Source organism: Imperialibacter sp. (assembly GCF_040222815.1).
Lineage (GTDB): Bacteria > Bacteroidota > Bacteroidia > Cytophagales > Cyclobacteriaceae > Imperialibacter.
On record NZ_JAVKCH010000048.1, the window covers coordinates 272,816 to 285,537 of the forward strand.

A 12,722-nucleotide genomic window follows, 5' to 3' on the forward strand; every position below is an offset into this window, starting at 1 on the left:
ACGTCTTCCCGGTACCTTAGCGTTGTCGGGAAGACGTTTAGTTGTAAACTGGTATGAGCAGAAAGCGCTTTGAGGAGTTTTTCTTTACACGGCTTCAGTATGAATCAGGCGATTGGGATGTAGATCAGCGCATGCCATCCAATTTGCTCAATTCTCTGGTGGAGTATACCACTCTGCCGGTGAATACCAGAGAGAATATTGTTTCTCTGAGCTCTGACGAAATTTTCAACAGCCCTTTTTGTTACCTGAGCGGACACAAACTGGTTGAGTTTACAACTACCGAACGGGAGAACTTCAAAAAGTATGTTGACAACGGAGGCTTCGTTTTTGTGGACGACTGCAACCATGATATCGATGGTCTGTTTGCCAAGTCATTTGAAACGCAGATGGAAAAGCTATTCGGGCCAGGTAAGCTGAAGAAAATACCCAACAACCACCCTATTTATTCTTCTTTTTTCGAATTCGATGGCCCGCCTACCACCTCGCAGGAGTTGAACGGTTGGGGCGACGATATTGTACATGATTATTTGAAGGCCATAGAAATAGACGGAAGAATAGGAGTGCTTTACAGCAACAAAGATTACGGTTGTGAGTGGGATTATGATTTCCGCAACAAACGGTTTTATAAGATCGACAACACCAGGTTTAGTATTAATATAGTGATGTACGCCATGATGGCCTGACCATTTAGCTGGCCGGGTTTGAGACATTGATAGCATGAATGCAGAATTAAAAGAGATAGAGAAAAGGGCTGAAAAGCTGGTGACCAGCCTGGGTGAGCTGAAGAAGGAGATTGGGAAGGTGATTGTGGGGCAGGGCGAAACAATTGACCAATTGCTGATCACCTTTCTGGCAGGTGGTCATGGTTTGCTTGAGGGCGTGCCTGGCTTAGCAAAGACGTTGATGATCCGAACGCTTTCAGAAGCGATTGACCTCAAGTTCAAGCGGATTCAATTCACTCCAGATTTGATGCCGACAGATATCATTGGTACGGAAATATTGGAAGAAGACCATACCACAGGTAAAAGGATATTCAAGTTCAATAAAGGGCCTATTTTCGCCAATATCATTCTGGCAGATGAAATCAACCGAACGTCGCCCAAAACGCAGTCGGCATTGCTTGAAGCCATGCAGGAGTTTGAGGTGACCTATGCCGGAACAACCTATCCGCTGGAGAGACCCTTCTTTATTTTGGCCACCCAAAACCCGATTGAACAGGCGGGTACTTTCCCCCTTCCCGAAGCACAGCTTGACCGCTTTCTTTTGTACATCCGAATAGGCTACCCCACAGCGGACGAAGAGCTTAATATTTTGGAAAGCACTACTGGCAAGAAGAAAGAAGCGGTGAAGAGCGTTATCAAAGGAGAGGAAATTCTGGAAGCACAAAAGCTGGTGAGGGAAGTGCATATCAGCAGAGACCTTATTGGCTTTGTGAGCAGGGTGGTGCGAGCTACCAGGGCGGGCGAAAGCGAGGTGAGTTTTGTGAACGAATGGGTGCGCTGGGGAGCTGGGCCAAGAGCAGGGCAGGCGATGATTTTGACAGCGAAGGCAAGGGCTTTGCTCAAAGGCCGTTTTGCCGTGACCATGGAGGACATCAAAAGCGTCGCATTTCCTGTCCTTCGTCACAGAATCCTCATGAACTTCAAAGCAGAGGCCGACGGTGTGACTTCCGACAGAGTAACCGCCGAACTTTTGGACAAGATTAAGCTTCCAAGCGGAGTCTAGCAGCAATACTTCAGTGACCAATAGCCCCATCGGGGCGTCACATTGGTAATTGCTGGAATGAGTTATCAAAGTCCCGTAGGGACGGAACATACACACTACCAACAGTGAACCCACAGATTCGCCAACTACTTACACCAGAGATCCTCTCCACCGTCAACGGACTGGAGCTGGTAGCCCGTGTGATTGTGGAAGGCTACATGAGCGGAGGCAACCCTAGTCAGTCTGTTGGGGCTGGACAAGAGTTTAGCCAGTACAGAAGCTACGAGCCCGGCGACGACCTTCGTCAGCTCGACTGGAAGATGTTTGCCAGGTCGGAGCGCTACTACATTAAGCAGTCGGAAATCGAAACCAACATTACCGTCAAGTTTATGCTGGACGCCAGCCGGTCTATGGAGCATGCGGAGGGCGGCGTCAGTAAAATGCAGATGGCCAAAGTGTTGATTGCAGCGTTGGCTTTTCTGGCGAGAAAGCAGAGCGATACGTTCGGTTTGTACGCTGTCAATGACCAACATATTACCGCCGTGCAACCACGCTTTGATCAGCAGCAGTACATCAGGTTTTTGAATGAGCTAATCAAGATAAAGGCTGAAAGCACCTGGAAGACCGGCAATGGACTCGAGCACATCTACAGCCACCAGGGCAAAGAGATGATCCTGTTTTTCACCGATATGTATGACAACGAGGGAGACCTACAGGATTTCATTCGAAAGCTGAAAACTCCCCGCAATGAAGTCATAGTCTTCCATTTGATAGGAAGGGAAGAATTGGAATTGAACTATAGTACCCAGCTTACTTTCGAAGACCTGGAAACAGGCGAACGGCTAAAAGTAGACTCGCCTGCTCAGCAAAGCGTCTATCGCAAGAAGATGGGCGAGTGGGTAGATGCTACCAGGGACTGGATGCTGCAAAAGCAGGTGATCTACCAACCGACCTACCTTGATGATCCGGCACCTGAGGTGCTTCGGACTTTCCTGAAGGCTCGTAAATCAATGATAAGATGATGCAGCTGACGAATCCTATATGGCTTTGGGGATTGCTTGGGCTTGCTGTGCCACTCGCTATTCATTTGCTGAGCAGGAAAGAAGGCAAGGTGATAAAAGTGGGTAGCATTCGACACCTGACTGACTCCACCACCAGGCAATTCAAAAGCGTAAAGCTCAATGAGCTTTTGCTGCTGGCATTGAGAAGTCTGCTTCTACTCACAGTGGTGGCTTTGCTTGCGGGATTGCTCTTGCAGTCTTCGGCGAGCCTTCCAAAATGGGTAGTGGTGGATAGGGGAGCAGAGCAACACAGTGAGATCAGCAGGATAATAGACAGCTTGACGAGCAGTGACTATGAGCTAAGGTACCTGGAACAAGGGTTCCCTCTGCCCAAAGACACGATGTCAGAAAAGCAAACTTTGAGCCATTGGTTTCTTGCCGAGCAGCTTGGAGAAGCAAATATTAGCGAAGCTGTTGTTTTTACAAAGGCTTACATGTCCGGCTTTCGTGGAAAAAGGCCGCCAAAGCCAGAGCATATTGCCTGGTTTGATATACCCGTAGGGCTTGAAAAGCTGCCTGCGATCACCATTATTGAAAGTGATACCGTTTGGGAAGTTTCGGAGCAAACGGATGATAAGTTTACGAAATTCACCTCGATTAAGGCAGCTGTAAAAAGCGCTGTCTCTACTGAGGTTCAAGCAAAAAAGGTAGCTATCGTATCAGACGAAGCACATGCTTACGACGCAAAAGTCCTGGAAACTGCATTGATGGTTTTGAACGAATTGCCTGGTTTCAGGATTGATATTCAATCGGCAAGCGCTACCTCTTTTAGAGCCGACGAAGAAGCCGTAGTTTTTTGGCTGGCGTCAATACCTGTGCCCAACCTGGACAACGAGCTTATTTTTCTTGAGGAAACGACTTCCGACGATCTTTTAGTACAACTATCGCCAATGCAATGGCAAATTACCCGTCGGCTCAATAAAAATGTGGTGCTGGAAAACCAATTAATCATTGAACTGTCGAAGTTTTTCGACGCCGACCTGCCAGCGATGGCTGAGAGCGACCACCGAACAATGCCGGAGGATTGGCGTTGGAGCAAGGTAGTGCCAGAGGAGGTTGACGTCGATAGCAACACTGCAAACTATGCCGACATTAATCAGTGGCTGGTGGCACTCCTGGTTTTGACGCTTGTCATTGAACGCCTTGTAGCATGGAGGAGAGGCCAATGAAGCAGACACAAAACCATCAACTCATAGCGTTGCAGCGGAGATACCTGATGCTTCGGATGCTAGAGGTACTGTGCCTCGCTGTTGGCGTTGGACTGATTTTGATGGTGGTAGCTGAGGTCGCCGGTTTGGATAAAACTGATGCGTTGGTGCTCGCCGGAACTGTTGGTTTGGTGGTACTTCTCCAGCGAGTCTATAAACTAGGTTTGCACCAGCTTACTGCCGCTCGACTAGCATCCTTCATCAATCGCCAATACCCCAACCTCGGTTGGAGCGCCGACCTTTTGACAACTGATCAACCTTTGTCTGGCCTACAGCAGCTACAGCGAGAGAGGGCTTTGGTGAAGATTATGGAGTTGAGCAAGCTGCGATTCCCTCACCAGTTATGGGTGGCGAGTTTGGTTTTATTAGCAGGAATTTTACTTCTCATTTTCTTCCCTGGAGTTCCGATTGGCGTTGGTTCTGGTCAAAGTGCTGCGGAAAATTCCCCTACTACAGCATCTGTTGAAAGTGTTTTCCAGCCAGTTGTGCTCGAAAGCATTGCGGGCACAATAAACGCTCCAGCTTATACAGGTTTGAGAACCCTTTCATTTACCGATCCCAATATTAAAGCAGTTGAAGGTGGTGTTGTCAGTTGGGAATTGGGCTTTTCGTCAGCGCCACAGCAAGCGCTGATCATCTTCTCTGGCTCCGACACTTTAGTGTTAAAGCAAGAACAGTCGAGGCTTACTGGTTCGGCTAAAGTTTTCAACACCGGATTTTATCAGGTCGCCTGGCAGCAAGACGGCGATTGGAAAGCTTCTGATTTTTACAAACTTGAGGTGGTGACAGACTTGCCTCCGCAGCTTGCTATAAGAGACTTGCCTCAGTTTCAGCAATTCGAGTGGAGCGACGTTCAAAAGATAAGTGTAAAGACAGATTTATCAGATGATTATGGATTGAAGGACGCCTACCTGATAGCCACAGTAGCCAAGGGAAGCGGGGAGTCGGTTAAGTTCAGAGAGGAGAAGTTGCTGTTCGACAAGCCGCAGACAATCTCAGGCAGAAAATTGTTAGCAGAAAGAGTGATCGACCTGAAAAAAATGGGACTGGAACCTGGCGACGAGCTTTATTTCTATGTGGAAGCGTGGGACAACAAATTGCCAAAACAGCAGGTCGAAAGAACAGAAACCTATTTTCTCCAGCTAAAAGATACTGCTTCATACATTGTGTCCAACGACGGCGGTTTGGGTGTCGATCTCATGCCCGAGTACTTCCGTAGCCAGCGCCAAATTATTATCGACTCTGAAAAGCTTGTTGCTGAAAGGGGTAAAATTGAAAAGGAAGTTTTTGATAACACCAGCAATGGTTTAGGGCATGATCAGAAAGTGCTGAGACTCAGGTATGGTCAGTTCCTTGGCGAAGAGTTTGAGTCGGGCATCACCGAAACTGAGACGCAGGAACCTGAAGAAACGGCTGCTCCTACCAATACTGATGAGGCGATGAAGCAGTTTGGGCATGCGCATGACACCGAAAATGAGCATAATCTGGTGCCGCAAAAGGATCATGAGCATGCAGGAGAAGAAGAGGAGAACCCTTTGGAGGCATTCGCTCATATGCACGACAGCGAGGAGGAAGCTACTTTCTATATCCAATCGGTCAAAACGAAGCTGAGAGCGGCCTTGTCGATGATGTGGGACGCTGAACTGCATTTGCGGATGAACAATCCGGAGGAGTCACTGCCTTATCAGTACAAGATTCTAAAGTTGTTGAAAGAAATCAGTAACGACTCCCGCATTTACGTACACCGCACGGGATTCGATCCACCGCCAATCAAAGAAGAAAAGCGGCTTACTGGCGATCTGGCAGAAATCAATCCTGCCAGGAGGAGGTATGCGTTAGAGCCCAATAAGTCGTTTCCTAATTCCAGAAGGGCCCTTGTTCTGCTAGAGAAATACCTGCAACAGCCAGCATTGACGCCAACTGACGACCAAAAGGACGTGCTTCAGTTGGCAGGCAATGAATTGGCACAACAGGCGATTGAGTTTCCCGGGCGATACCTCGAAAGCATGAGTTTGCTAAAAGCTTTGATTGATGGTGAAGTTGTGCAAAATCGAATAGCGCTGATGAAAATTAGGAAGTCGTTTTGGGAAATAGTACCTGAACAGCCTGCCTCACCTGCGTTACACCCAACTGCTGCCAGCGCCATTGATCAGCAGTTCTTAAAAAGAATGGAGGCCAATGAATAGCTGGATGATATCATTTGAGCCTTTGCTAAATATACATTTGACCTTGTGGGGCTTGATTTTGCTCTTTACCATTATTGCTGTGGCAGAGTGGCGGAGGAAAATGGGCAGGAAGTTGCTTAGACTCTCTGCGCTATTGGTGGCCTTTATTGGTCTGACCGGTATACTGTTGAGGCCTCACTATTTGAGTGAGAGCCCCCAGTCCGATATTATGCTGCTTACCCAAGGACACAATGCGGAGGAAGCAGATAGCCTGCTTCAATCGAATCCCGGGTTGAGTGTGTACAAGGCACCGGGCGTAGCTGACTTTAAAGCAGCTGCTGAACTCAAATCATTTAATGAGCTGGCGGGAATCAAAGAAAGAATTCGCTATGTGCTGGGGAACGGACTGCCTGACTATGTCTTTGAAGAAGCAGCTTCCTTTCGATTTGCCTATTTTCCGTCATCGTCTCCCGAGGGCATTCAGGCAATCAATGTGCCCGAGAAGGTGAGTGCAAACAGGAGAAGTGTCGTAGACGGAAATGTGAACCACGTAGCATCAGGAGGCATAATCAGGTGGAGTGGCCCTGAAGGAAGGATGGACTCTCTGATGCTTTTAGCAGATACTGAGGAATTTTCCTTTGGCTTTGTACCTAAACTAGGTAGTAAGTTTATCTACGAACTGGAGTTGCTGGATAGTGCAGGCTCCTCAACAGCCACTTACAAAGTTCCGGTGCAGGTAGCCGAAGAAAGAAAGTTGAAAATGGTCTTCATTAGCCAATTCCCAACTTTTGAATCGAGGTATTTAAAAAACTTGTTGGTGGAACAAGGACATTCCCTGGCGCTGAGGTATCAGTTATCGAAGGACAAATTTCGCTACGAGTTTGCTAATCAAGGCGAGGTGCCGTTCAGGAGATTGACAACAGCTCTTTTAGATAATGCCGATTTGCTATGGATTGACGAAGCGTCGTTGGATGCATTGAGCAGAGAGGAGGCAAATGCCCTGAACGCAGCCGTTGATCAGGGTTTGGGTGTCTTTATTACAGTCAACGAGGTGTCTGCCAGCCGGAAGACCAGGCGTTGGATGCCCTTTCAGTTGACACGGTATGATGCGGATACTTTGTCGGTTGCTGTTGACTTAGGCAGGCAAGTTAGTTTGAGTGGTGTAGGGCTTGCGATTGACAGGTCGCCGGAAGTAATCCCGGTTTGGGAAGAGACAAGTGGCAGCGTGCTGGCCGCTTATGCTTATCAGGGTTTGGGGAAAATTGGGACCGCTCTGTGGCAAGACACTTATAGGTTGGTTTTGAAAGGGCAGGAGCTCACTTATGCGGCTCTGTGGACAGAAGTGATTGAGTCGCTGGCCAGGAGGGTATCTGTGTGTTGCCAGATTCTGATAGAGACTAAAGAACCACATTTTATAGATGAACCCATTCGATTTACGGTTATAAGTTCCCTGGAAGAGCCGCCGGTGGTGAGGTACAAAGGTGAAACCGTGCCACTGATAGAGAACTGGCAGCTGGACAATGTTTGGAGCGGCACCATTTGGCCGGATGGGGCAGGTTGGGATTCACTTTTTGTGGAAGCGGCCGGGCAATCAAAGCATTTTTTCGTGCATGAACAGTCAGACTGGCAATCGGTAGCCGTTTCCAAGCAAATAGCCAATACAGCATTACACGCCAGCATGGATTCAGGAATTGCTACACTCCAACTACAGTCAATTAAAAAGCCGATCTCTGCAGTTATTTTCTACCTACTACTGCTGGTTGGTTTTGGGGGATTATGGCTGGCTCCGAAGGTTTGATTTCGTGAGGACGTACTCACACCACCACCCTTGGAATATCCTTATCCAACCTCGTCAGTAGCTCGTAGTTTAGAAGCTCGCTCAAATTGCTGAAGTGGGAAACGGATATCGACAGGTCGCCATCTTTGCCTATTAGCGTTACTTTGTCGCCAATATTCACCTCAGCGTGAGTGATCTCCACCAAAAACATGTTCATATTCACCACGCCCACCACACTGAGCCGGTGCCCGTTGATCAGCACCCTCCCGTGGTTGCTAAGGCCCCTGCTGAAGCCATAGCTATAGCCGACTGGCACACTTGCCACCCTCATGTCATATTCTGCAAGAAAGGAGGTGCCATAGCCGATGAATTCCCCCATCTTCACGGTTTTGATGTCCATTACATGGCTTCTCCACGAAATAACCCTGCTCAAAGGATCCTCGGTAAGTTTGTGCTCCCTCATGTAGCTCACCTGCGTTTCCTGGCTTGGCCAAAGCCCATATTGTAATATCCCAATTCTCACCATGTTGAGGTTATTTTCAGGATACATAATGGCCCCCGCACTGCACGACGTGTGGAGTACGGCCGGGTGTATTCCTTTTCCTTTGAAATAGGCCACTCCATTACTGAACACCTCCTTTTGATTGAGGATTCGTTTGTAGTTAGACACACTTTCGGCCCCTGCAAAGTGAGTACACATGCCTATCACTTCAATGCAGTCGCTGTAGTCTTCCAGCAGTGCTGCCATTTCTTTCCACTCTTTCGGGTTGATCCCTGTACGGTTCATGCCCGTTTCCAACTCAAGGTGAATGCGGGCTTTTTTCTTCATCAGCCTGGCTTGCTTGCATAGCGCATTCAACCTGATTTTATTGAACACAAAGCATTCTACATCATTTTCAATCATCCACGGCATGTGGTCATCCAGGATATCACCCATGATCAAAATGGTGGACGACTCGGTGCTAAAACTGGCCACGTCCAGTGCTTCGAACGAACCGAACACAGAAAAATGGCGAATACCCAACCTTTCAAGCTCAGGCACCATGTGTTTGATGCCATGTCCATAGGCGTTGCCTTTAAGCACCGAAGAAATTGTCACATCAGGGCCGACTAATTTTCTGAGAAAATCAAGGTTGTTTTCTAGCGCCGACCGGCTAAGCTCAATGGAAGAGCTGGAATTTGGGAACATGCCTTTTTTGATTTGGCCAGCTAAAAAAATAGCCAGCCTTTGGATAAATGAATAATGTCTGCAATATGCCGCCTGACAATGCGTAAGGCAAGTAAAAACCGGACTAATGGGGTTTTATATTCAAAGCAGATTCCTGCCATGTCAAATGCAGCATATGTTTATCTTTGCCGCATGACCCGTCAAGAACTATTTGCCAATATAAAGAAGAAGCGTTCTTTTTTATGTGTTGGCCTCGACACAGATATCACCAAGGTTCCCTCGCACCTTCACAAAGCACAGGATCCAATCTTTGAATTCAATAAGCAAATTATTGATGCCACGGCCGATGTGACCGTTGCTTACAAGCCCAATATCGCCTTTTACGAAGCCATGGGGCCAAAGGGGTGGGAGTCGCTGCAAAAAACGCTGGACTATATTCCGAACGATATTTTCACGATAGCCGATGCCAAAAGAGGCGACATTGGCAACACATCTGCTTTGTATGCCAGGGCATTCTTTGAGGCCATGAGCTTTGATAGCATTACTGTGGCACCTTACATGGGAAGAGACTCGGTAAAGCCCTTTCTGCAGTTCGATAGCAAATGGGTGATTCTGCTGGGGCTCACCAGCAACGAAGGCTTTGCTGACTTCCAGAATGAGCCAATGGCAGATGGTCAAAAGCTTTTTGAAAAGGTAATTGCCACCAGCCAGCTGTGGGGGAGTGCCGACAACATGATGTATGTAGTGGGCGCTACCAGAGGCGAAATGTTCAAAGAAGTGAGAGCCCTTGCTCCGGAGCATTTTCTGCTGGTGCCGGGCATTGGTACGCAGGGGGGCGACCTGGAAGCCACCTGTAAGTATGGCATGAACAGCCAATGCGGACTGCTGGTGAATTCGGCAAGGGGCATTATCTACGCAGGTAACGGCGTCGATTTCGCCGAAAAAGCCAAGTTGGCCGCCATCGATCTTCAGCAGCAAATGGATGAAATGTTGGAGAAGTATTTATAAATTGGAAGACTGTGATGCTTTAGACAGCCTAATCTGTTCACTTTTTCAATGATCAAATGTTCCCTGAAGAGTTTCTCCACTTTATCTGGCAATTTCAATACTTCGATAGCGCTGAGCTGCGGACTACCGACGGACAGGCCATCCTGATTAGTAAGCAGGGTTTTCTCAACTCCGATGCCGGACCAGACTTCAGGGAGGCTCGCCTGCGAATTGGGGAAATGGAGTGGAATGGGCAGGTGGAGATACATCTCAAGAGCAGCGACTGGCACAACCACAAACACCAGTTTGATAAAGCGTATGACAGTGTCGTTCTCCATGTGGTTTGGGAGGCTGATCGTGAGATACTGAGAACCGATGGTACGTACGTGCCGCAGCTGGAGCTCAAGGATAGGGTGTCGCTGCAACTACTCTCGAAGTATCAGGGCCTGATTCAGCAGCGAGTGGATGTGCCCTGCCAAACACAAATCAAAAACATTGACGCTTTAAAAAGGCAGTCGATGATTGATCGGGTGCTCGTGGAGCGCCTGCAGAGAAAGACAAAGGATGTTGAGATACTCCTGAAAAAGTACGGTGGCGATTGGGATGCCACAGCGGTTCATTTCCTCATCCGGTATTTTGGCTTCAAGAAGAACGAAGAAGGTTTTCAGCAGCTAAGCAAGCGGGTTTCGTACAAGGTGATGAAGAAGCTGGCTTTCGATAAGAAAGACCTGGAGGCCTACCTGCTGGGCCTTGCCGGGCTGCTTGATGACGACTCAAGTGACTTTTACTCGAAGGCCCTCAGAGAACGGTTCGATTACATCAACCACAAATTTCAGCTCATAGCCACCACGCTGCCTCCTATACCCTGGAAGTTTATGCGCATGCGGCCAGCCAACTTCCCTACGATCAGGATGGCCCAGCTGGCAGCTATCATCCATCAGTCGCCCCGGCTTTTTGCAGTGTTTGTTGAGTCAGAACTTGCCGGACTAAGAGGCGTTTTTAAATCAAAGGTGTCTGATTATTGGTTGACACATTTTCAGTTTGCAAAGGAAAAACCTGGGGCGGAAAAAGCGAAATCAAGCGGACAAAGCGCTTTTGTGGGAAGCAAAAGTATCGACATTTTGCTTATTAACTGTGTGGTGCCTTTGTTGTTTGCCTATGGGAAGGAGCAGGGAAGCGCTGGGCTTGAGGAAAAGGCATTGCTGCTGCTGAATCAGCTTCAATTCGAGGAAAACACGATTACCAGAAAGCTCTCTTTCATGCCTGTCGAAAAACCCACGGCCTACGAGTCTCAAGCCTTTATCGAACTTTACCAGCACTACTGCCAGCCCAGAAGATGCCTTTCCTGCCAAATAGGTACTCACCTAATCAGGCAAAGCCACTAGCATGCTCGCTGGCGTTTTCATTCTTCTGATATTTGGCTTGGCTTGCTGGCAATTTTCTATGCCAGTTTTCGGAACCAGGGCCACGTTTATGCTTATGTTAATGAAGGTAGCAGTCGGCATGATAGCAATGGTTTACTACCTGGAAATCCGGCATGAAGGTGACCTCTTTTACTACGATGAGACGGCTACCCAATACCTGGAGGATATTCGTTCGGGCTATGCGGTTTGGGATTTCCTTGCGCAGGATGCCGATCCGGCAGCCAGGGCAACTCCCCAAAACCGAACCTTTTTCTTTGTGAAGGTTATCACAGTATTATACATGATGCTGGGAAGCAGTATTTGGTTCATCGGCATACTTTTTAGCTTCATCAGCTTCTTGTCGGTCATTTACCTGATCAAAAGAATGCAGTCAATCGATATCGATATTCGGTGGTCAGCCATTCTTATCTTCTTCCTTTGGCCAAGTATAGCCATTTGGGGGAGCGGGCTTTCAAAGGAAACGCTGATGCTGGCTGGAGTCAGTGTATTTTTAGGTGCTGCCATTCCCATTGCTAGTGGAAGCCGTTCCAATTGGTTTTTACACGTAGCGTTACTTATTCTCGCTTCTTTGGTGTTGACAAAGCTGCGTATTTTCGTTTTGCTGAGCCTGCTTCCATTCTTGTTTGGTGCTGTGCTTTTTAAGGTTCTTCAAAAGTACATGCAAAGACTCGCATGGCATTGGGCGGCGGGTATTGCGGGCGTTATCTTGATTATGTGTTTTGTTGTTGCATTTAGCTATACTGACACGAGTTTCAATCCTGGGTATATAGTAAAGGCATTCACTGACAACCATGCGGCGATTGTGGCCCAGTCCACGCCAGAGCACGTTGTGTCAGGTCTTGAAACGCTATGGGAGTGGCCTCAGATCGTGCTGCAGCTTGTACTGGCAGCTATGGCAGGGATGCTTGGCCCATTTCCCTGGGAGGTCAATTCCACTTCGGAAATCCTTATTCTGCTTGAGCCGATGTTACTACTGACGCTCTTTTTTACCAATACGCCGACAAAGGCGAGATTTCCGATGCTCGTTTGGTTGCCACTACTCGGTTACGTTGTGTTCACTGCCGCTATGATCACGCTCTCAACGCCTAACTATGGCTCTCTGTCAAGGTATCGATTGGCCTTTTACCCCATGCTTGTCTTTCTTGTTTCCTTCAAACATCCCTGGCTGTCAAAAATCAGTAAATTGAAAATCTTCAGGAGCGATATAGGTGTTTGATGATAAGGCCAA

At 48.0% G+C, this 12,722-nt stretch carries 10 protein-coding genes; 9 read left to right on the forward strand and 1 reads right to left on the reverse strand.

Annotated elements, in window-relative coordinates; all coding sequences use genetic code 11:
- Window positions 1-53 precede the first annotated feature (53 nt).
- From RIF36_RS24145 to RIF36_RS24170, 6 genes are all read left to right on the forward strand, one after another.
- Window positions 54-683 carry a DUF4159 domain-containing protein gene (locus tag RIF36_RS24145; RefSeq protein ID WP_350094881.1) on the forward strand — a complete coding sequence of 210 codons (630 nt, stop codon included), beginning with the start codon at window positions 54-56 and terminating at the stop codon, window positions 681-683.
- A 34-nt stretch (window positions 684-717) separates the two neighbouring features.
- Window positions 718-1,725, forward strand: coding sequence for an AAA family ATPase (locus RIF36_RS24150; protein WP_350119986.1), 1,008 nt, complete (start codon window positions 718-720; stop codon window positions 1,723-1,725).
- A gap of 104 nt (window positions 1,726-1,829) precedes the next feature.
- Window positions 1,830-2,726, forward strand: a complete 897-nt coding sequence (locus tag RIF36_RS24155) for a DUF58 domain-containing protein (protein ID WP_350119983.1) — start codon at window positions 1,830-1,832, stop codon at window positions 2,724-2,726.
- On the forward strand, window positions 2,723-3,934 hold the full coding sequence (locus RIF36_RS24160; protein WP_350119980.1) for a BatA domain-containing protein: 1,212 nt from the start codon (window positions 2,723-2,725) through the stop codon (window positions 3,932-3,934). The genes RIF36_RS24155 and RIF36_RS24160 overlap by 4 nt, the downstream gene beginning before the upstream one ends.
- Window positions 3,916-6,159, forward strand: coding sequence for a hypothetical protein (locus tag RIF36_RS24165; RefSeq protein WP_350119977.1), 2,244 nt, complete (start codon window positions 3,916-3,918; stop codon window positions 6,157-6,159). The genes RIF36_RS24160 and RIF36_RS24165 overlap by 19 nt, the downstream gene beginning before the upstream one ends.
- Window positions 6,152-7,936 carry a hypothetical protein gene (locus RIF36_RS24170; protein WP_350119974.1) on the forward strand — a complete coding sequence of 595 codons (1,785 nt, stop codon included), beginning with the start codon at window positions 6,152-6,154 and terminating at the stop codon, window positions 7,934-7,936. Before RIF36_RS24165 ends, RIF36_RS24170 begins: the two co-directional genes overlap by 8 nt.
- A gap of 16 nt (window positions 7,937-7,952) precedes the next feature.
- On the opposite strand, the gene alr is transcribed toward RIF36_RS24170, so the two are convergent.
- Window positions 7,953-9,104: an alanine racemase gene (gene alr, locus RIF36_RS24175; protein ID WP_350119971.1), complete on the reverse strand. Its 1,152-nt coding sequence runs from the start codon at window positions 9,102-9,104 to the stop codon at window positions 7,953-7,955.
- 171 nt (window positions 9,105-9,275) lie between these two features.
- On the opposite strand from alr, the gene pyrF reads away from it, so the two are divergent.
- The 3 genes from pyrF (at window position 9,276) to RIF36_RS24190 (ending at window position 12,710) form a co-directional block, all read left to right on the forward strand.
- Window positions 9,276-10,091, forward strand: coding sequence for an orotidine-5'-phosphate decarboxylase (pyrF, locus tag RIF36_RS24180; RefSeq protein WP_350119968.1), 816 nt, complete (start codon window positions 9,276-9,278; stop codon window positions 10,089-10,091).
- Between the two features lie 56 nt (window positions 10,092-10,147).
- On the forward strand, window positions 10,148-11,455 hold the full coding sequence (locus RIF36_RS24185; protein ID WP_350119965.1) for a DUF2851 family protein: 1,308 nt from the start codon (window positions 10,148-10,150) through the stop codon (window positions 11,453-11,455).
- Between the two features lie 100 nt (window positions 11,456-11,555).
- Window positions 11,556-12,710, forward strand: a complete 1,155-nt coding sequence (locus tag RIF36_RS24190; protein WP_350119963.1) for a hypothetical protein — start codon at window positions 11,556-11,558, stop codon at window positions 12,708-12,710.
- Window positions 12,711-12,722: the final 12 nt, after the last annotated feature.

What these genes read in the sequence shown, in the direction of transcription:
- RIF36_RS24145 (WP_350094881.1), top strand. Translation starts at nt 54, where the DNA reads ATGAGCAGAAAGCGCTTTGAGGAGTTTTTCTTTACACGGCTTCAGTAT.
- RIF36_RS24150 (WP_350119986.1), top strand. Translation starts at nt 718, where the DNA reads ATGAATGCAGAATTAAAAGAGATAGAGAAAAGGGCTGAAAAGCTGGTG.
- RIF36_RS24160 (WP_350119980.1), top strand. Translation starts at nt 2,723, where the DNA reads ATGATGCAGCTGACGAATCCTATATGGCTTTGGGGATTGCTTGGGCTT.
- RIF36_RS24165 (WP_350119977.1), top strand. Translation starts at nt 3,916, where the DNA reads ATGGAGGAGAGGCCAATGAAGCAGACACAAAACCATCAACTCATAGCG.
- RIF36_RS24170 (WP_350119974.1), top strand. Translation starts at nt 6,152, where the DNA reads ATGAATAGCTGGATGATATCATTTGAGCCTTTGCTAAATATACATTTG.
- alr (WP_350119971.1), bottom strand. Translation starts at nt 9,104, where the DNA reads ATGTTCCCAAATTCCAGCTCTTCCATTGAGCTTAGCCGGTCGGCGCTA.
- pyrF (WP_350119968.1), top strand. Translation starts at nt 9,276, where the DNA reads ATGACCCGTCAAGAACTATTTGCCAATATAAAGAAGAAGCGTTCTTTT.
- RIF36_RS24185 (WP_350119965.1), top strand. Translation starts at nt 10,148, where the DNA reads ATGTTCCCTGAAGAGTTTCTCCACTTTATCTGGCAATTTCAATACTTC.
- RIF36_RS24190 (WP_350119963.1), top strand. Translation starts at nt 11,556, where the DNA reads ATGAAGGTAGCAGTCGGCATGATAGCAATGGTTTACTACCTGGAAATC.